The sequence below is a fragment of the Bacillus sp. FSL W8-1141 genome, from assembly GCF_038593205.1.
Lineage (GTDB): Bacteria > Bacillota > Bacilli > Bacillales > Bacillaceae > Bacillus > Bacillus altitudinis.
The window spans coordinates 2,411,243-2,431,238 of sequence record NZ_CP151973.1; the positions used below are offsets into that span (position 1 = coordinate 2,411,243).

General features: G+C 41.2%; 21 protein-coding genes and 1 pseudogene. 2 read left to right on the plus strand and 20 right to left on the minus strand.

Going from position 1 to position 19,996, the window contains the following annotated elements:
• Positions 1–249 precede the first annotated feature (249 nt).
• Together fdhA and NSQ52_RS12320 are read right to left on the minus strand one after the other, a co-directional pair.
• On the minus strand, positions 250–1,479 hold the full coding sequence (fdhA, locus tag NSQ52_RS12315) for a formaldehyde dehydrogenase, glutathione-independent (RefSeq protein ID WP_144679904.1): 1,230 nt from the start codon (positions 1,477–1,479) through the stop codon (positions 250–252).
• Positions 1,480–1,903: 424 nt separating this feature from the next.
• Complete coding sequence (locus NSQ52_RS12320) at positions 1,904–2,506, minus strand: methyltransferase domain-containing protein (RefSeq protein ID WP_017367683.1); 603 nt, start codon at positions 2,504–2,506, stop codon at positions 1,904–1,906.
• Positions 2,507–2,824: 318 nt separating this feature from the next.
• On the opposite strand from NSQ52_RS12320, the pseudogene NSQ52_RS12325 reads away from it, so the two are divergent.
• A pseudogene (locus tag NSQ52_RS12325) lies at positions 2,825–2,899 on the plus strand (YjcZ family sporulation protein); the annotation flags it as partial.
• A gap of 43 nt (positions 2,900–2,942) precedes the next feature.
• Here the strand turns inward: NSQ52_RS12325 and NSQ52_RS12330 are convergent.
• The 7 genes from NSQ52_RS12330 to NSQ52_RS12360 form a co-directional block, all read right to left on the minus strand.
• Positions 2,943–3,098 carry a hypothetical protein gene (locus tag NSQ52_RS12330; protein WP_236552385.1) on the minus strand — a complete coding sequence of 52 codons (156 nt, stop codon included), beginning with the start codon at positions 3,096–3,098 and terminating at the stop codon, positions 2,943–2,945.
• A gap of 165 nt (positions 3,099–3,263) precedes the next feature.
• The gene (locus NSQ52_RS12335; protein WP_008342648.1) at positions 3,264–3,398 is read right to left on the minus strand and encodes a YrzI family small protein; all 135 of its coding nucleotides are present in this window, start codon (positions 3,396–3,398) and stop codon (positions 3,264–3,266) included.
• A 445-nt stretch (positions 3,399–3,843) separates the two neighbouring features.
• Complete coding sequence (locus NSQ52_RS12340) at positions 3,844–4,074, minus strand: YrhC family protein (RefSeq protein WP_058336778.1); 231 nt, start codon at positions 4,072–4,074, stop codon at positions 3,844–3,846.
• Between the two features lie 72 nt (positions 4,075–4,146).
• Complete coding sequence (locus NSQ52_RS12345; RefSeq protein WP_008342652.1) at positions 4,147–5,295, minus strand: bifunctional cystathionine gamma-lyase/homocysteine desulfhydrase; 1,149 nt, start codon at positions 5,293–5,295, stop codon at positions 4,147–4,149.
• Between the two features lies 1 nt (position 5,296).
• Positions 5,297–6,220, minus strand: coding sequence for a cysteine synthase family protein (locus NSQ52_RS12350; protein WP_007501427.1), 924 nt, complete (start codon positions 6,218–6,220; stop codon positions 5,297–5,299).
• 46 nt (positions 6,221–6,266) lie between these two features.
• Positions 6,267–6,962 carry a 5'-methylthioadenosine/S-adenosylhomocysteine nucleosidase gene (mtnN, locus tag NSQ52_RS12355; RefSeq protein ID WP_019743016.1) on the minus strand — a complete coding sequence of 232 codons (696 nt, stop codon included), beginning with the start codon at positions 6,960–6,962 and terminating at the stop codon, positions 6,267–6,269.
• A 15-nt stretch (positions 6,963–6,977) separates the two neighbouring features.
• A complete protein-coding gene (locus tag NSQ52_RS12360) occupies positions 6,978–7,619 on the minus strand; it encodes a class I SAM-dependent methyltransferase (protein WP_041506826.1) in 642 nt (213 codons plus the stop codon).
• A gap of 187 nt (positions 7,620–7,806) precedes the next feature.
• On the opposite strand from NSQ52_RS12360, the gene NSQ52_RS12365 reads away from it, so the two are divergent.
• Entirely contained in the window at positions 7,807–8,013 is a 207-nt protein-coding gene (locus NSQ52_RS12365) for a YrzA family protein (RefSeq protein WP_058336777.1), read from the plus strand.
• A 136-nt stretch (positions 8,014–8,149) separates the two neighbouring features.
• On the opposite strand, the gene NSQ52_RS12370 is transcribed toward NSQ52_RS12365, so the two are convergent.
• From NSQ52_RS12370 to NSQ52_RS12420, 11 genes are all read right to left on the minus strand, one after another.
• Complete coding sequence (locus NSQ52_RS12370; protein ID WP_007501430.1) at positions 8,150–8,812, minus strand: YrrS family protein; 663 nt, start codon at positions 8,810–8,812, stop codon at positions 8,150–8,152.
• A 67-nt stretch (positions 8,813–8,879) separates the two neighbouring features.
• Positions 8,880–10,622: a penicillin-binding protein 2 gene (locus NSQ52_RS12375; RefSeq protein WP_025207694.1), complete on the minus strand. Its 1,743-nt coding sequence runs from the start codon at positions 10,620–10,622 to the stop codon at positions 8,880–8,882.
• Positions 10,623–10,672: 50 nt separating this feature from the next.
• Positions 10,673–11,146: a transcription elongation factor GreA gene (gene greA / locus NSQ52_RS12380; protein WP_007501433.1), complete on the minus strand. Its 474-nt coding sequence runs from the start codon at positions 11,144–11,146 to the stop codon at positions 10,673–10,675.
• Positions 11,147–11,794: 648 nt separating this feature from the next.
• Positions 11,795–12,427: a uridine kinase gene (gene udk / locus NSQ52_RS12385; protein ID WP_007501435.1), complete on the minus strand. Its 633-nt coding sequence runs from the start codon at positions 12,425–12,427 to the stop codon at positions 11,795–11,797.
• 7 nt (positions 12,428–12,434) lie between these two features.
• Positions 12,435–13,703, minus strand: coding sequence for a U32 family peptidase (locus NSQ52_RS12390; protein WP_342473378.1), 1,269 nt, complete (start codon positions 13,701–13,703; stop codon positions 12,435–12,437).
• Between the two features lie 20 nt (positions 13,704–13,723).
• The gene (locus NSQ52_RS12395; RefSeq protein ID WP_342473379.1) at positions 13,724–14,653 is read right to left on the minus strand and encodes a peptidase U32 family protein; all 930 of its coding nucleotides are present in this window, start codon (positions 14,651–14,653) and stop codon (positions 13,724–13,726) included.
• Positions 14,650–15,315 (minus strand): O-methyltransferase, encoded by a 666-nt coding sequence (locus NSQ52_RS12400; protein WP_008342672.1) that lies wholly within the window; start codon positions 15,313–15,315, stop codon positions 14,650–14,652. Before NSQ52_RS12400 ends, NSQ52_RS12395 begins: the two co-directional genes overlap by 4 nt.
• A gap of 212 nt (positions 15,316–15,527) precedes the next feature.
• On the minus strand, positions 15,528–16,610 hold the full coding sequence (mltG, locus tag NSQ52_RS12405; protein ID WP_024718365.1) for an endolytic transglycosylase MltG: 1,083 nt from the start codon (positions 16,608–16,610) through the stop codon (positions 15,528–15,530).
• A 73-nt stretch (positions 16,611–16,683) separates the two neighbouring features.
• Positions 16,684–17,772 (minus strand): acetyl-CoA C-acyltransferase, encoded by a 1,089-nt coding sequence (locus NSQ52_RS12410; RefSeq protein WP_304717057.1) that lies wholly within the window; start codon positions 17,770–17,772, stop codon positions 16,684–16,686.
• Positions 17,760–19,217: an acyl-CoA synthetase gene (locus NSQ52_RS12415; protein WP_342473382.1), complete on the minus strand. Its 1,458-nt coding sequence runs from the start codon at positions 19,215–19,217 to the stop codon at positions 17,760–17,762. The genes NSQ52_RS12410 and NSQ52_RS12415 overlap by 13 nt, the downstream gene beginning before the upstream one ends.
• On the minus strand, positions 19,217–19,783 hold the full coding sequence (locus NSQ52_RS12420) for a biotin transporter BioY (protein WP_024718368.1): 567 nt from the start codon (positions 19,781–19,783) through the stop codon (positions 19,217–19,219). The genes NSQ52_RS12415 and NSQ52_RS12420 overlap by 1 nt, the downstream gene beginning before the upstream one ends.
• Positions 19,784–19,996: the final 213 nt, after the last annotated feature.

Sequence of the window (19,996 nt, forward strand, 5' to 3'; positions counted from 1 at the left end):
AAAATAATGATTAAAATACTTATTTCCATAAGAAACTCTTTTTATATTCTTGAGCAAAATTGTTGTTTTGAGGAGATTTAGATTAATCAGATTAAATATAATTAGCATTACACTACTGGAGAATAGAAAACGAGGATAAATAGGGAACATCATGAATTGTGCTATTTTTACTTCTATATTTAATATACGTATTTTTAGAAAAGAAAAGGCATTATGACTTGTCATAGTCATAATGCCTTTTCTTTTCAACTATTTACATTCATTATATCGAGAAATCATCCCGTGCGGGTCAATCACAAATTTCTTCGCCACACCCGAATCAAAATCGCTATATCCTTTAGGGGCTTGATCAAGAGAAATGACGGTCGCATTAACGGCTTTGGCGATTTGTGCCCTTCCGCTTAAAATAGATTTCATCAAGCTGCGGTGATATTGCATGACAGGGGTTTGGCCTGTCACAAAGGTATGGGCTTTGGCCCAGCCAAGTCCAATTCGCACTTTCAGAGATCCAACTTTTGCATCTTCATCCACAGCACCTGGATCTTCTGTGACGTAAAGTCCTGGAATTCCAAGCTTACCGCCAACTTTGGTAATATCCATAATTGTATTTAAAACGGTGGCTGGTGCTTCTCCTTGATCTCCATGACCTGAAGCTTCAAAACCGACACAATCGACCGCACAGTCGACTTCTGGCTCTCCAAGGATGTTTGTCATTTGTTCACCGATTCGATCATGTTTTCGTAAATTAATCGTTTCGCAGCCAAAGCTTCTCGCCTGTTCGAGCCTTTGTTCATTGAGATCGCCGACGATGACAGCAGAAGCGCCAAGGAGCTGAGCGGAATGCGCTGCTGCAAGACCTACTGGCCCTGCACCAGCAATATAGACGGTAGAGCCTGGTTTTACGCCAGCCGAATACGCACCATGAAAACCTGTCGGGAAAATATCGGAAAGCATCGTCAAATCAAGTATTTTCTCCATCGCCTGATCTTTGTCCGGAAATTTAAGCAGCTGGAAATCAGCATATGGCACCATGACGTACTCTGATTGGCCGCCAACCCATCCGCCCATATCTACATAACCATAAGCTGAGCCAGGTCGATCGGGGTTCACATTTAAACACACATGGGTTTTTTGTTCTTTACACATGACGCAGCGACCACAGGCAATATTAAACGGAACTGATACGAGATCACCCTTTTGGATAAACTCTACATCTCGTCCAACTTCAACGACTTCACCAGTAATTTCATGACCAAGGACAAGTCCTTCAGGCGCAGTTGTGCGCCCTCTTACCATATGCTGGTCGCTCCCGCAAATGTTTGTTGTCACTACTTTTAAAATGACGCCATGCTCACACTTACGTCCAACATTGGCTTTAGGTACACCAGGGCCATCCCTTAAAACCAAATCAGGGTATCCAATATCCTCAACTGCTACATTTCCTGCTCCTTTGTAAACGACACCTTTGTTTCCCGACATGTTTTCATTCCTCCCTTTTTGTTTAAAAATGAAGTCTCTCCAAAATTCTCTCTTTCTCGGGCTTTTTCCTTCTTTTAACCGCACATTGACTCAAAAAATAAGTGACAAATGTCTATCTAGGAGAGAAAAATGTATTTTTCAGTCAAATAAAAAAGAAAATATTGAAAAAAAAGCTAAACATTTGCAGAACATTGTCGATATAAGGAATAAGCCAGACAGGTATCCTTAATCGACAAACAAATTCCTTATATATACTATCATTCCTTACACACCTGGCTGGCCCCTACATATGAAATGAATGCAAAAGACTCTTCTTGTGAAGAGTCTTTTTTATTGATGAATGATCAATTCCCACATGCAAAAAAGGCCCTTCTGGCGAAGGCCTTTTTTTGAGTGCTTGTTCATTACCTGGGAAATATTTTCATCATTTTAAGGCTTTGATACAGATGTATGTATCATAATGGTAAACAGAGACGTCTCTAAAGTGATACGCTGAAAAAAGACAGCTGATGTCTTCTTCACTGTACGTTGAAAGAGACTGAGAGCGTTTTTGTTCCTTCATCAGTTCCTGCTTTTGAAAAGATAAGAATACTTCTCCATCCACTTGAAGAACACGATATACCTCTTTCATGACTTGTTCGATATCTGGCAAGTAATAGATGGTCTGCACTGTGAACAATTTATTGAATGATCTGTCTTCAAAAGGTAATTGCTCAGCTTTTCCAAGTGTGATAACGGCTTTTTCCTGCTCGACAAGCCTCTTATGTTTTCTTTTCGCGTATTTTACCATATGACGCGAAGCATCGATTCCATATACTTTCCCTCGATCAAGTTTTTCCGCTACTTTAGATAATGTCATACCTCTTCCAGTACCAATTTCTAAAATCCGGTCGTTTTCTTGTATATTTAAGAGTTGAATCGTCCATTGATTGATATTATGATGATTTTTTTCCATATAGCGGGCAACCCATTTTGAGAACAAGCCCTTTGGTTCCCTCATTTGTTTTCCAATCCAGCTTTGAATCAATGTCAACACCTGCTTTGCACCAGTAAATAAAACTATTTACGAATTTTCTTACTTTTCATATCGGCTCTCGCCTAACAAAAGTTAAGACCTAGTCCTAATTTCTTTGTCTTTTATTAGACGGCACCTTTTCTGAAAATGTTTCGCACGTAATGAAAAATATTTAAACAAATAGGCATTTTCATTAATTGTGCTCAGATTGATTTCGTTTTCTGCATGAGCTGCATATTTTATGAATGTATCTTGATTAGATAAAGGTGGTGCTAGATTATGGGCTTTGGCGGTTATTCTGGAGGCTACTGCGGTGGCTACGGTGGCGGTTTTGCAGGCGGATTCGCATTGCTTGTTGTACTGTTCATTTTGTTAATCATCATCGGTGCAAGCTGGATTTGCTAATGTAAAAGGAGCAGGAAACGATAACGTTTCCTGCTCCTTTTCTTTAATACCAATAGGTTGGATAATTGTACATATAGCGTCTGAGCATTTCTTCTTGCTCTCTTTGGATTCTGTATGGATTGCCGTATCCGTGCTTTAAAGAATGCGGAATAGACGCATACCCGTGCCCCACTGACGGAAACCTCATATATGGTGACATCGACATTCATTGATCACCTCACAATCTCCTTTTACGGTTATCATATGTGCAGGTGATCAATGTGGAGCGTGTCTAAACCTGGTCCTTCTCCCTTGTATAACAATCAAGCATTGCAAGCATCATAAACATGTTAATCTCCTCCTTTTCATGTTTTTATTGTCCTTTTTAGTTCATGTACTTTAGTTGTTTCTGCTTCATTTCTTCATAAAACGTTTCGACTTGTTGTTCATAAAGAACGGTTTCAATGTCCTTGTATTTACGTTGGATCGTCAAAGTAATAAAAAATAAATGGATTGTCATATACGCTCACCTCCCTTCAGTTCGCAGCACGCGAAATAGCCCGCAGATCTTCTTTATCAGTTGACCTGCGGGCACACAAAAATGCAGATCAAAAGACAGTGTCTTCTAACCTGCGATGGATGATACGTGAAATCCTCGTTTACTTAAACAGTTTTGTAGCGTGAACCGTAAAAGGTAAAGGAAGGACACGAGCTCTTCCACAGGCTGATGACATGATGAAATTGGTTGTTGAATTGATCACAAGTAGATACGAATAACATATTCTTCAGCCTCCTTTACGTTTTTAATTACTTTGTAAGTATATCCAGCAAGCACCATTTTGTAAACCTGTTTTTAGTAAATTAGATGATTTTTGTGTGTTTGACTAAATTTCTACAGACATTCTTGTCCGATTATCCAGTGCAATTAAAAAAAGTCTCCTCAACACATGAGGAGACTTTTCGACTTAATCTTCATCAAGTTCTTGCAATTTCTTTTGAAAAAAGATCGCACGTTTCACACAAAGAAAAGCAGCCAATAGGAAAACACAATCAACTGCCAGCATCAGCATTTTTGGTAATGCTTCTAGGTGCTGATTCGGTAAAATCGTACCAATATATAAAAAGGTGCTAACAGCAAGCAAAATAAAAGCGTATTGCTTGTAATCTGTCACTAAACCATCCCACTTTTTCTTCACTTGTTTCACCTTCCCGTTATCAATGTCTATTGATAGCTTACCATAGTGAGAGAAAGCGAGGGGCATGTAAATCTATCCATTCGTTACTGCGTCGAGCCCTTGTTCAATATCATGTAATAAGTCATCAATATCCTCAATACCGACAGAAATACGGATTAAACCATCTGTGATACCAAGCTCTTCTCTGCGCTCTTTTGGAATAGATGCATGGGTCATGCGAGCAGGAACAGAGATTAAACTTTCAACCGCCCCTAGGCTTTCTGCGATTGTAAACAATTTCAATTGGCTTAAAAACACGTCGACATTTTCTTCTTTTCCAATATCAAAAGAAATCATACCGCCAAAGCCTGTTGCTTGAGTTTTTGCAAGCTCATGACCTGGGTGAGCGCTTAAACCTGGGTAATAGACACGTGTAATCGCAGGATGCTGTTCTAAAAACTCAGCGATTTTCTGCGCGTTTTGTTGATGTGCTTCCATTCTTAGCCCGAGCGTTTTCATTCCTCGCATTAGAAGCCACGCATCTTGCGGTCCAAGAATACCGCCTGTAGAGTTTTGAACAAAGTGCAGTTCTTCACCAAGCTCTTCAGTAGCTGTCACGACAAGTCCGCCCACCACATCACTATGGCCGCCTAAATATTTTGTGGCACTGTGCAAGACAATGTCAGCCCCATATGAAATCGGCTTTTGAAAATATGGGGTAAAAAACGTATTATCGACAATCATCAAGATGCCAGCTTCTTTTGTGATCCGGCTTATGGCTTGTAGATCGGTCATTTTCAGCAATGGATTGGTTGGTGATTCAATATAGACGGCTTTTGTTTCTGGTAAAATTGCTTTTTTCACCGCTTCAGGATCACTTGTGTCTACAAATGTGGCTTTAATGCCAATCCGGTTGAGCACCTTTGTCATCACACGATAGGTTCCGCCGTACACGTCGTCAGTCAGTACGATATGATCTCCGCTGTTAAACAGCATCATCACAGCTGTAATTGCAGCCATCCCTGAACCGAATGCATAGCCGTTTGCCCCGCCTTCAAGATCACGAATGACTGTTTCCAGTGCTGTTCTTGTTGGATTCGCAGTTCTGGAATATTCATATCCAGTGTGCTCGCCTGCTTTAGGCTGCTTATAGGTGCTGACTTGGTAAATGGGAACAGACACGGCTCCTGTTTTTTCATCACCAGTGATTCCACTATGAATCATCATTGTTTTTGGCTTCATTTTATTTTCCTCCCTCATAAATACCTTTACTTAGATAACGTTCACTGCTATCAGGAAAAATAGTGACGATCACCGTCCCAGGTGATGCCTTTTTCGCTTCCTCTAAAGCGGCAAATAGAGCGGCTCCAGACGAGCTTCCTATCAGAACACCTTCCTTTTCAGCTGCTTCTTTCACCATTCGGAAAGCATCATCGTCACTGACGGTATAAATCTCGTCAAATAAAGTCGATTCCATATAATCTGGAATAAATTCAAGGCCAATTCCTTCCGTTCTATGCGGTCCCGGCTTTCCGCCATTTAAAATAGATCCTTCTGGTTCCACGATCACTGTTTTTAGCGCTTCTTTTTGCTCTTTTAAATAGGCAGCACAGCCTTGAAACGTTCCGCCAGAGCCCGCTCCTGCTACAAACACGTCTATGTTCCCCTGGAGGTCGGACCATATTTCTGGCCCGAGCGTTTTATAGTAAGTCAATGGATTTACTTGGTTTTTAAATTGTAAGACACAATACGCATTGTCAAGGCTTGCCTCTAGTTCAAGGGCTCGATCAATCGCACCCTTCATCCCATCTTTTCTTGGTGTATGAATAATCTCTGCACCAAGCGCCTTCATGAGCTGTTGTTTCTCTTGACTAAAATGTTCTGGTACACAGAAGATCGGATGCAATTGATGTTTTCTTGCACTTAGCGCAAGCCCGATGCCTGTGTTTCCTGCAGTTGCTTCAATAATGGTTCCGCCTGGGCGCAGTTTGCCCGATGCCAGCGCTTCTTTAATCAGCATATCACCTAAGCGATCCTTAATACTTCCGCCTGGGTTCATCATTTCAAGTTTTGCATAAACGTCAACACCTGCCGGCACACCCATCCCTGACAGTTTTAAAAGCGGTGTGTGGCCAATTAATTCCGTAATATCATGTATGACAGCCATATAAATCCCTTCCTTTGTATGGAAAAGAAGGGGGAAACCCCTTCTTTTATTGTGTTTGCTTTATCATACGCAGGACAAGGTCTGTTGAGTGAATCGCTGCTTGCTCTAGAAATTGATCAAAAGAGATATTGGATTCTTTCCCAGCAATATCTGACAACGCTCGAACGACCACAAATGGCGTTTCAAATAGATGGCAAACTTGCGCAACTGCTGCTGCCTCCATTTCCACTGCATACAGCTCTGGAAATTTCTCTCTCACAAACGCGACACGACCAGGATCATCCATAAATGAATCTCCTGTTGCAATCGTTCCTTTTGCCACTTGAATATGATCGATTTCTGAAGCAGATTCCTCTGCCAGCTTCACAAGCTGATCATCTGCGATGAATGCAGCTGGTAATCCTGGCACTTGTCCATATTCGTAATTAAAGATCGTCACGTCCACATCATGATGTCTAACATCAGTAGAGATGACAATATCACCTACATTTAATGAGTGATGGAAACCGCCAGCTGATCCTGTATTGATCACATAATCTGGCTGAAAGCGGTCAAGCAGAAGTGTTGTGCTGACCGCTGCATTCACTTTTCCAATCCCTGATTTTAATAAAATCACTTCTTTATCTTCATAAACACCTGTTGTAAATTCACACCCAGCGATGTTTTCTTGTGTGGCATTCTTTAGTTGGTCTCTTAAAATCGTCACTTCTTCTTCCATTGCACCTATCACTGCGATTTTCAAATCAAAAACATCCTTTCATTCCCTTTTCTTCGCTTCTACGATCCACACAAAATCATTCATTTGATGAAAAGATGTGCTAAAACCTTCTTCTTCAAAGATTTGCTTTAACACACCTATGGATGGATAATATTCCGTTTCTAAATCCTCTGCAAGCTGATCGAACCCAGCGGCTTTCGCTTTGTTCGTTGCAGCTTGATGTGCTGCTTGATTTTGAAACATTGTATCAGCAAAGACTATTTTACCACCTGAGGGAAGGATGTTGCCATAGGTGTGGATGGCTTGTTTTTTTTCTTCGTCCGTTAAATGATGGAAAGCATATGAACTGACGATCGTATCAGGCTCAAAAGGTGGGGCTGGAAACGATAAAAAATCTCCGTCATGAAATACATTTGGTATTCCTTTTTGAAGAGCCGCTTTCTTCATGGCCTCTGAAGGTTCAACGCCAAACACTTTCTTATCTGCTTGAAGCAGTGCCGCCGTTAGGTTTCCTGTGCCGCTTCCAAACTCAATGACATGTTGACCTGCACGGCGAGTAATCTCTTTTAGAATGGCCGGATACCGGCGAAACACTTCTTTATACTGCTCGTCATGACCACTTACAGTGTCATCATAAGATTCAGCCCAATGATCAAATAAAGAAAGAAACTCACGTCCCATTTTTCTTTCCCTCCACTTTATCTATTTATTCCTATCCGTATAGTATGTTTTATTCCGTCGAACAGTTCCTATCCTACCACATCTTCTGATTCTTTCCTACTAAAAAATACTGAGTGGGGTAGAAAAATATTTGCCCTTTTAAATGGGAGAGATTATGATGAATCTAGAGCATGGAGGGATGAATGAAATGGATTTTCAACTGGATTTTTTAAAGGACAAAATTGAATTTTTTGAAGCAACGTCTTTAAAAGAACTTGAACAAAAGATCCAAAAACAAATTGAACATAATCAGGCGATCTTGCTGACTGTTCATTCTGTGAGTCATCAAACGGCTGTCATTGATGATAAAATTTTGTATACAGCAGTTGTTCATTTTAAAGCGAATGTCTCATAAAAAAAGATCAGCGTGTAGGCAGTCAGGTCTGTGCGCCGGTGCTAGTCCTTCCTAGACTGCAAAGGTTTTCTATCACGCTGAAAAGAAGAAAAAGGCTAAAATGAAGTTCATTTTAGCCTTTTTGTATGCATCTTTTTTATTTTAATTTTTCAACCTTCACAGGTTTCCAGCCTTTTTCGTCCACCCACGTAATTTCTACACGGTAGCGTTCACCTGTTGATTTATCACGGATGGTTCCTTTTGCATCTTGAGGTCCTCCGTTATTTCCTAACCAAATAACAGTCATTTGATCTTCTGAGATTCCTGTCGCATAGGACATGGCTTTGATCATTTCTTTCCAGTCTTTTGAGTTAGCATCATAGGTTGCTGTATGTGATCCCGATTGCTCTGTTCCTACAGGCTCCCAGTTATCGTTTTCATATGTTTTGTCTACGTCACTTGTTTTACCGCCATCTGTTTCTGTGGCATCTTTTAACGCATCTTTGTTTGGCTCTTCTTCATCATCTGTTTTCTTTGTATCGTCTTTTTTGTCAGATGAATCGTCTTTTTTCGCATCCGCATCATCGGATGTATCTTTCTTTTGATCTTTCACATCTTCTTCTGAGTTTTGTTTATTTTCACTCGATGCAGGTGCTGTTTTGGATGGTTCGTTGGCTACATCTTTCGGTGGTCTATTAAAAATTAACAAACTCGATGCGACAACCAAAATAAGCACCACAACGATACCAATTAATATGTTAAGCACCATATTCGCCTTTCTGCGCTTATCACGATGTTCAAATCGAGAATTTCTACTCAAAATCTCTGCACTCCTTTGCCTCTGTTCCCTAAGTCGTTACTATTCTAACATGACATGAAGGGATGTTCTATGTCTGTTTCTTTTCAATTTCATTGACCTTTTTTACAATATCATAAAACGCTTCATTTGTCTTAGCCCGGCCACTTGCCTCATCAAGGTGAACAACGACGAGAGCGTATTTTGGTTTTTCTGCCGGAAAGTATCCGGCAAACCACTTGTGATAAAGTGGATTCCCCTGTTTATCTTTGCTGCCGGTTTGGGCCGTGCCTGATTTCCCTGCTATATGGAACGGCAGGTCTTGAAATCTTCTTCCTGTTCCTTTGTCAGACGTCACCACCTGCCTTAAGTACTTTTGCAAGGTTTGAGCTGTATAGCGGTCAATACTGTCACCATCAGGTCGTTTGTTTTGAAAGGATAGCATCGTTGTTCCGTTTTGATACATCACTTTATCTGCAATCCTCACTTCTTTTCGTTCTCCGCCCCTTGCAATCGTTGCCATCATATTGGCAATTTGTAAGGGGGTTGTTTTGACATTTTTTTGACCAATCGCCGTTTGCGCAATGGCTTTTTTGACATGCTTGTCTCTTTTATCTCCCCACACACTGCCTGTTTCTTCACGATCAAACTGTTTGAATTGTTGCTTATGGTATACATCCCCTTCCCAGCCGGCTCGATCCACAAGCCCAAGCTTTGAAGCTGTCTTTTCAAGGATTTGATCATCTGTTTGGATGAGCTGCTCAGCGAGTGTCGCAAATGTATAATTACAGCTTTGCGCAAAGCTTTCAGACAGATTCAGTACTTCCTGCTTTCCTTCTGGCTCTCCATATAAATTCTTTCGACAATCATACATCGTTTGTGGCTGGTTCAAGTTTTTTTCAATCGCTGCGGCAAGTACGACCGTTTTAAATACAGAACCGGGAGCCATTGCGGTCAGCATGTAATTTCTTGCCTCATGCCGGTTTTTGCTGGTCACATTTGGAACACTCGCCATCGCCAGCACACTGCTATTTTGGATGTCGAGCAGAACCGCTCCGCCTTTTTCAACACCTTGTGCTTTGAGAACATTCTCCATTTCCCTCTGCATGTCTTCGTCCATGGTTGTCTGCACTTGCAGCGGATAAAACGAATGAGCTTCTGCTGTATATTTGACGTCCATCCCAAACAAAGGGTTTCCCCTTCCGTCCACATGATATAACAATTTTGTGTCTTGCTCTGGTAATAGAAATTCGTCAAATGTACTTTCCAAACCGAATGTACCGATCTCAGTACGGATTGAAAGCTCTTTTTTGTCCGGATAACGTTTTCTCAAGAGTTCTGGATTCTCGCTTGTGAAACCTAATGTGTGGAGGGCAAGTCTTTTTTTGTCCTTCTCTTTCATATATACGCCGTAAACACCTGAATATTTCATATCATTGATGTCTTTTAGCTTTTTTTTCGTGATATCATCTTTTAAAATGAGTGGTTTCTTCGTTTCTGTCAGCTGGCTCTTCAATTCATCTTCTTCCATCTCAAGTATAGAAGCGGTTTGCTTTAAGTGAGGGAGGTCATATTGCAGGAAAGGAAATATGATGACCGCAGGCTCTTCTTTTGTGAGAAGTGCCTCGCCGTTTCGATCTAAAAATTCGCCGCGTCCGTCTGAAATGACTACTTCTTCTGTCCGCTGCCTGACACTTTCTTGGATCAAATTAATATCAAGCTTTGAAAAAGATTCTGTGAAAAACAACTGAATTTCCGCTAGTCTAAATAGGAGACCGAGCAATAAGATAAAAATAATGACACCTGTCCATTGGATTCTTCTTGTTTTCAGCATAAAAACACCTCGTCCCTATTGTGGACGAGGTGTTTATCGTATAAACGTAATTATGAAATTTTTACAATTTGGACGAACATTTCTCCGCCAGGTGTTTGAACCGTGACTTTGTCGTCTACTTGTTTGCCTAAAAGGCTTTTTGCAATTGGTGAATCGTTTGAAATTTTGCCTTCAAACGGATCAGCTTCTGCACTTCCTACAATCGTATAAGACTCTTCTTCACCGTCCGGTAACTCAACGAATGTCACCGTTTTACCGAGTGAAACAATATTTGAGTTACCTTCATCTTCAATAATTTTGGCATTACGAATCATATTATCAAGCGTTGTAATACGACCTTCTACAAACGCTTGCTCTTCTTTAGCAGAATCATATTCCGAGTTTTCAGAGAGGTCTCCAAAACTTCTAGCAATTTTAATACGCTCTACAACCTCTTTACGTTTAACCGTTTTCAAATATTCAAGCTCTTCTTCTAATTTGCGCTTTCCTTCTTCTGTCATTGGAAATACTTTCTCTTGTGCCATGAATCATTCACTCCTTCTATTAATCCTCATCATACAAGCTTTCTGCATGTGAGTGACGACTGAAATATACAAGAATGAGGACATATTCCGGCCCTCATTCCTTCTGTCCCATATTCGTAAAAGTCCATCTTACATGGCGTCCCTTTTAGATGCAACTATTATGCCTTTTTATTAGGCAGGAACAGCAACGTTCTCATGATGATGTATTATCTTCATCGCACATACTGTGGAAAGGCACAGGAAGCTCCTGTACCTCGTTCGGCCATTTCGATCATATGTAGAAGAATAGCTTATCCATTCTCCATCTTCCAATACATAATATGGTCAGTGTACGATATGTCTATGCTATATTATTACAAAATTGCATTTTGATCAAGAATTGTTTGAAAATTTGTGATGATTTGTTTGTCGTTTTTTTAATATACTTTTACAAAGCAGGAATAACTGAAACTTTCAGCATCCCATCGTGATTTTCCTGTCTCCATTTCGCAGCATTGTTTTCCTATCATATCAAATCTTTTATTCAGAGGACTGCTTCTTACAATGCTCACCGATGATTTCGGACTAGCCATTACTAAAGTATTGACTACAAGAGCAAGATGTTGAAAAGACCTTTACGTCGTAAAGGTCTTTGTTCTTCTCCACCATTTACTCTCCGCGGTTTTGAAGAATCGTTTGAATTTTTGTCACCATGAGATCAATGGCCACATGATTTTGTCCGCCTTCTGGGATGATGATATCGGCGTATCGTTTTGACGGTTCAATGAATTGATTGTGCATCGGTCTGACGACAGATACATATTGTTCAATCACGGAATCAATCGATCTGCCTCTTTCTTTCGTATCACGTAAAATACGGCGAATGATCCGAAGATCTGCATCTGTATCCACATACAGTTTAATATCCATTAAGTTTCTTAGACGTTCATTTTCAAGAGCAAAGATTCCTTCAACGATGATGACATCTTTGGGCTCAACATGTACCGTCTCTTCTGAACGTGTGTTTAGTTTAAAATCATAAATTGGTTTTTCAATGGACTCGTACTTTAGCAGCGCTTCTACATGCTCAATCATCAGGTCATTGTCAAAAGCAAGCGGATGATCATAATTGGTCAGCAGGCGCTCTTCAAATGGCATATGACTTTGATTTTTATAATATAAATCTTGCTGAAGCATGAGGATTGAATGTCCTTTAAATTTTTCGTAAATGGAATTGGTGACGCTCGTTTTACCTGAACCCGAGCCGCCAGCGATTCCAATCACCACTGGTTTTTTCCCCATGTGCCGGTTATTTCCCCTTTCTCATCATGTTGCTAGGGTATACTTTTTGATCAAGCTTAAATTTCACAATTTGCAGTGGATGACGAGCGGCATCGAGTTCGTTCCCTTTTTCGTCCCAAATTGTCTCAATCTTGCATGTGAAATTTTCGATTTCTGGACCGAAAAATTCAACTTCGTCGCCAGCTTTAAAGAAATTACGCTGCTGTAATGTGACAATTTGTTCTTGTTCATCATAATGAAGTACAAGACCGACGAAATCAAAGGTCGTTTTCTTTCCGTGAATGCCAAACATTTGTTCATCCGTTCCTGGTACACCTTCAAAAAAGGCAGGAGCCGTGTCACGGTTGGCACATTTGTCTAATTCATCGAGCCATTCTTGTTGAATGACGAAATTGTCTGGATCCGCACAGTAAGCATCAATGACTTTACGATAGACACTGACAACTGTTGCTACATAATGAATGGACTTCATTCGTCCTTCGATCTTTAAGCTATCAATTCCCATTTCAATCATTTGCGGTATGGATTCGATGAGTTTTAAATCTTTTGGACTCATCGCAAATGGTGCGTCTTCTTCACTGAATAAAGGCGCTTCCTTAGAGCCTTCTAGTTTATAAAGATCATAATCCCAGCGGCAAGATTGGCAGCAGCCCCCGCGGTTTGAATCTCTCGCTGTCATATGGTTACTGAGCACGCAGCGGCCAGAATAAGCAATACACATGGCCCCGTGAATGAACGTTTCGATTTCAATATCCACTTTTTCTTTCATTTCTTTAATCTCTAGGGCGCTTGTTTCACGTGCAAGGACCACACGCTCAAGCCCCTCTTCCTTCCAAAACTGCACCGCTTTCCAATTTGAAAGTGACTGCTGTGTGCTCAAGTGAACTTCAAGCTTTGGAGCTACTCGTTTGCATGTTTCAATGATGAGTGGATCAGCGACAATAATTCCCGCTACACCCGCTCCTTCAATCCCTTGAAGATATTCTTCCAACCCGTCCATGTTTTCGTTGTGGGCGAAAATATTCGTTGTCACATAAATACGAGCACCGTATTTGTTCGCAAATGCGACACCTTCTGCCATTTCTTCGATTGAAAAGTTATCTGCATTTGAACGAAGTCCAAATTCTTTCCCGCCAATAAAAACAGCGTCTGCTCCATAATGCACAGCAATTTTTAGTTTTTCTAAGTTTCCTGCTGGCGCTAGCAGTTCTGGTTTTTTTGTAATGACACGTTTTCCATCGATCACTTCAGAAATTCCATCTTTTAAAAGTGCCATTTCCTCTGCCTCCTTTTATCTTAATAAACCGTTTCTTTAAAGAAGAACCCTGTATCGATTGAACGGTTGACAGGCTGGATCTCTTCAATACGCTCCACCCATTCATCTTTCTGATCTTCATAGGCTTCCTTATCAGTCACTAGTAAATCAATGGCTTTTCGATAGAGGGATGTCACCTCTGTCATATAAGAAAGTGACTTTAAAATTCCGTCAATTTTAAATGAGTCAATGCCTGCGTCGACAAATTCTTCTAATTCATCAATCATACATACATCATTTGGACTCATAATGTGTGTGCCATTTTCATCCTCAAAAATAGGATATTTGTTTTGACGCTCCTGGTCGTGAAGGAATAGACCTTCTTCCATATTTCTGCCTTCCACATCCATTTGTTTGCCTTGATATTCAAAATAGTTGCCAACAAGTGTCCGTTTGGATTGGAACATACAGGTCATGCCGTGGACTTGAATTTCAATCTCCACTTCGGCGTTTTCTTTGATATCAATCACGCTATCCATATTGAGTTCTTTGGCAAGAACAGCACGTGTTGCGCCTTTTCTGCCCCAGTAGTTACAAGTGTAATAGTTTGTCCCAGTTGTTTCTGTACTCCAGTGCAGATTCAAGTTGACACCTGTTTCTTTTGCGGCCATGATCACGGCCGGATCTCCAAAAACGACACCATCCACGTTTAACCCATCGAGAAAGGTTAAATAATCTCCAAGCAGTGCCACACGGTCATTATGAAAAATCGCATTCATGGCGACATATACTTTTTTGTGATGTGCATGTGCAAGTTGAACCGTTTGTTTCACATCTTCTTTTGAAAACTCACCTGCAAGACGGATTCCATATGTTTGTTCACCTATTAAAAATGCGTCAGCACCCGCTTCAATGAGCGGCAGTACATCCGACACCTTGCTTGGCGTCACAAGCAATTCTGGTTTTTTCATGATTGGTCACCTCTTTTTGTACTAATAGCGATCCCATCTCCAACCGGAATGATACACGTTTGGTAGTCAGGATTTGACATCAGCCATTGATTGTATCGATCAATTTTGCCTATTAATTGTTTTTTTCGTTTATCTTCAATTTCTTCTTCATAATTTGTCGCAACTAAGCCTTTAAATAATACGTTGTCTGTAATAATCATTCCGTCATCGGACAGCATCGGTTCAAACAGCTCAAAAAAGCGTTGATACTGACCTTTTGCCGCATCAATGAAGATCACATCATAGGGCGCCATCGTCTGAACCGTTTTAGCTGATTCGATCGCATCGCCAAAAAACACGTGAATTCTATCTTTGAAATGCAATTCTTCAATATTCCGTGTCGCTTCCTCATAACGTTTCGCATTTCGCTCAATCGTATAGATTTCAGCATCTGGCAGAGCTTCTGCCATTCGAATCGCTGAATAGCCAATCGCTGTCCCAACCTCAAGAATCTTCTTCGGTTTTTTCAAAGAAAGCAGCTGCAATAACAGTTCAATGCTCACCTTTTCCATGATTGGCACATGATGCTCTTTGGCATACTCCTCTAATTGAGCGATGGCATCAGGACTCGGCTCAATTAAATCTTCAATATAATCATTTATTTGATCATCTTCGATTGTCATTATATGTCTAGCTCCTTCATGACCTGAAAAAGAAGAGTCCTGCCTGCTGCAGCTCTCTTTCTCGTCAATCTTTCGTTCATCTAAGTAAAAACAACCCGATATATTTTACCACAAAGATGTGGTAATTGCGAACCTATAAAATGGATATAACAACGAAAAAAACTGCAGGCAATTTCACCATTGTCTACAGTCTTTTTCCTTTCACATGAGCGCTAGTTGCTGCCTGTGATGTATTTCGCTTTTGCTTTGTTGTGCTCATTTAACGTTTTCGTAAAGACGACTTCCCCATTTTTCTTTGCTAGGAAGTAAACAAAATCTGTTTTCTCTGGATGGAGTGCTGCTTTCCAAGAAGATTCTCCAGCATTGGCAATAGGTCCAGGCGGCAGCCCTTTGTTTGTATACGTATTATAAGGTGATTTCACTTTTAAATCTTTGTAATAAACACGGGACTTATGCTCGCCAAGCGCATAAAGAACGGTTGGATCTGTTTGAAGCGGCATGTCCTTTTTCAACCGGTTATAAAACACACTTGAGATTTTTGACCGGTCTGTTTTTTCGGTTGCTTCCATTTCTATCAGGGATGCCATCGTTAGGACATCATGGATAGACATCTTTCTCTTTTTCATGTCCTTTTCATACGTTTTCACATATTGATCTGTTTGTTTAATCATCGTGTCAATGATGGTTTCAAGTGATTCATCCTCACGATAAAACGGATACGTCGCTGGGAATAAATATCCCTCTAACGGATGCTTGACCTGTTTCCCGTTCACTTGTGATGTCACCGTTTTCGGGTATTTTTTCATCAATTTTTTAATAAAGGCTGGATCATCCAGCTTCGCTTCAACTTCCTTCGCTGAAAAATTCGTCTGGTTTGCGATAATAGTTGCAATATCAGACAACTGTTTCCCTTCAGGTATCACAAGCTGAAATGCGTAGTCTGTCCCGCCAGATGTCAGCTTTTGAATTAGCTGATCCGCATCCATTGTTTGTTTGAGATGAAAATAGCCCGCTTTAAAGCCTGACGCTTTTTTGTACTTTGCATAGTAAGTGAAAATCGTGTCATTTGAAATCAGCTCATTTTCTTTTAAAATGCTCGCAATTCCACTGACAGATGTCCCATTTGGAATATGAATATTAATGGTTTGTTTGCTTTTTTGATCGACCGGCCCGAGTGCTGATTTTACATATAAAAAACCTGATAATGCTGCAATGATGATCACAGCAAGTACAGATAACAGGACGATCCCCATTTTTCGTTTAAAAAATGGTCGTTTCTTTTGTTCTGAAAACATGCATGGCCCTCCTCACATCTAGCTTTTATAGTACATGATTCGACGGAGTTCGGCAATTACTTGCTCATGCATGTCATGACAGAACTTGCCATAGTGTGGCTAAACCGACACCGCCTCCACTGCCAATTGCAGCCATGACATAACTTCCATTCGGTAAGGCGCGGGCTTCGTAAAACAGTCTCACCATCATAGCAGCTCCCGAGGCGCTATATGGATGACCAAGACAAAGCGCACCGCCTCTTTTATTGATACGGTCATAAGGAATACCTAGTGTCCGGGCAATGAGTACTACTTTGAGCGCAAACGCTTCATTGATTTCAAAAAGTGCAACATCTTCTATCTTCACCTGTTCTTTATGTAAAAGTTTCTTGATTGCATCAATTGGTGAAGCAGCAGGATAATGCGGGTCCATAGCGGTCACGGCACTCCCGATATACCGCAGCATAGGGCTGAAGCCTTTTGCCTCCGCTTCCGCTCTTTCCATCACAACGACGGCAGCTGCACCATCTGCTTCTTTACAGCTATTGGTCACAGTCACAGTACCTTTGCCTGGTAAAAAGACAGGTTTTGCCCGCTTTATCAAGCTTGCAATCGGTCTTATTTTAGCTGCCGCTTCATCTGTACTCATCCCGCCAATCGGAACAATTTCTTCTGAATACGTTCCTTGCTTGAATGCGGTTATACTTCGTTCCCAGCTTAAAAGTGCATAGTCATCTTGCTCTTGTCTCGCAACTGAAAATCTCGACGCCGTCAGCTCTGCCGCTTCCCCCATATGAGGGTCCCCTATCCACTCTGGAGAAAAGCGGGCCCTTTCTTTCATTGGTGACCGAGAAATGCTTTCCGTTCCACCAGCGATATACATTGATCCCTCCCCCGACTGAATCATGATGCACGCTGTTCTAATGGCTTCAAGACCGGAAGCACACTGCCTATCAATGGTCATACCCGGAGTATGTAATGAAAGCCCTGCTTCTAACGAGGACAGACGGGCAATGTTGCCACCACCCCCGACGACATTGCCTAAAATGATGTCATCTGGCTTGGTCACGTTTGAAAAATGCTGGATCAAGGGCGCGGCTAGATGCTCTGGCCGGTAATCCTTCAACATTCCATTTTTCTCACCGAAGGGCGTCCGCTTCGCTTGTACGATCACGGCTTGCATGATAATTGTTCCTCCGCCCACTTTTTCATACTGGCACGAGCGATTTTCCCTCCTGATGTTTCGATCATTTTGTCCGTGACGAGCCATTTTTTTGGTACTTTGTATGCCGCTAATGTTTCTTTTACAGCTTGCCGAATGATTTTTGTTTGCTGTACATTCTCAATAATGGCAACAGGGATTTCGCCCCAATAAGGATCAGGAAGTCCAATCACGATTGACCGATTCACCTCTGGCTGTTCATTCAGCACACGCTCAATTTCCTCTGGAAAAATATTCAGTCCCCCATAGACAATCATGCCATTCTCGCGGCCGCTCATATACAAGTAACCATCTTCGTCGAGCCACCCCATGTCATATACGGTCAGCCACTCTTCGGGCGGTTTTTCATCTTGTAAATAGCCTGAAAAAGACATTGGGCTTTTCACATAAATTCTCCCTATTTCATTTGGCTTGCAAACGGTTTGATCTGCCCTCCTGACTTCAACCTGAATAGAAGGAAAAGGCTTTCCGACAGAAGTAGGCTTTTGCAAAAAATCATCTGAAGATAAATAGGAGACAAAACTCAATTCTGATGTTCCATAAAAATCAAAAAATGTGATGTGAGGATAGCGGTTGACGAGCTGTTTTTTTGAAGAGTTTCCCCAATCTGCACCAGAAGACAGGACAAGAAGCGGATTCTTTCCGAAAGCATCCATTTGCAGTAACGCTTCTGTCATGGTCGGAACCGTATAAATAACCGTGATGTCTCCTCTTTCTAAGATGTTCTTTGCTTTCTCTGGCACAAATTTTTCTAACAATGTCACGGTGCCCCCGAAATAAAGTGTGCTGATCGCACCGTATAAAAAATGAGAGGATAAAAGTGTGCCCAGAATCAGTACATGATCTTTATGTGTGATCCCAAAGACGGATGTTGTCATTTGAAAGCTCTGGATCCATGACTGCTGGCGTCTTATAAAGGCTTTGGGCGATCCCGTTGATCCTGAAGTAAATCCCATATAAAAAGCAGGATCTTCCTCCGTATCACTTTTGTTCGATTGAACTCTTATGCTGAGGCTGATTCTTTCTTTCCATTCAGATAAAGAGAGCACTGGCATATCCAGCTTGTACTTTTCAATTCTTTTGATATATCGATCTTCCACAATGACAAGGTCTGCCTCGCTTAATAAGAGCTTTTCCGCGCATTCCTTATCACTCCACCGCGGATCAAGAGGCACCGCTGTCCATCCTGCAGAAGCTGCACCAGCAAATAGTTGGAGAAACGGAACACCATTTGATACTAAAAAAGCGACTCTTTTTTGCTGATGAGGCGTTTCTTTTAACCATTGTGCAGATGACTGCACACGCTCATGCCATTCTTCATAAGTGATCTTCTCTTTTTCATCTCTGATCGCCATCTGATCTGGCTTCACTTTTGCATGAGCTGCATAGTTTTCCGTTATTCTCATCAAACTGCTCGCCTCCCTCTATGTAAGTCCCTTTTTCGATATGACATCGCTTGAATGATTTTCACCGTGAAGACGGCACATATCCCTGCTTTGATCAGATCACCCGGTAAATAAATGACGCTGAACAGAGCTGCTTGCGTGATCTTTATATGCATCATCATGGCTTGAAAGGGAATTCCGCCTATATATAATATCCCGATACTGCATACCGCATAGATTAAAAATAGTCGTAAGGCCGTCACTTTCTTCAGCCGGTTCAGCCACAGACTGATCATAAAGGCAGCCACTGGATAAGCAAGTAAAAAACCACCGCTTGGCCCAAAAAAGACCCCTATTCCGCCTCTCCCTCCAGATAAAAGAGGTGCGCCTGCTGCCACTATTAGAAGAAACAGAAGTAAACTAATCAGGGCTTGCTTTGGTTTTAACAGCCCTCCAGCAAGCAAAAGACCTGCGGTTTGTAAGGTGATTGGTACAGGTGTAAACGCAAGAAAAATAGGCGGAATCAATCCTAACATCCCAATAACTGCTGTCATGAATGCCATTTGCATCATATCGTGAATTTTCAATTTTCATACCCCTCACTCGATTCATTGTTAAAAATAGAGTAAAAGGTACAGTCCATTATGTCAACTTAAAATAATTTAAAGTTGACATAATGGATGTAAAAAAGAATGAAGTTGAATGTCGGCGTTAACATCATGTCTTTAAATTAAACTTAAATTAACTGTAGATCTATTTATTTCCTGTTTAACTAAATGCTATTATTTTCTTGATAAGGA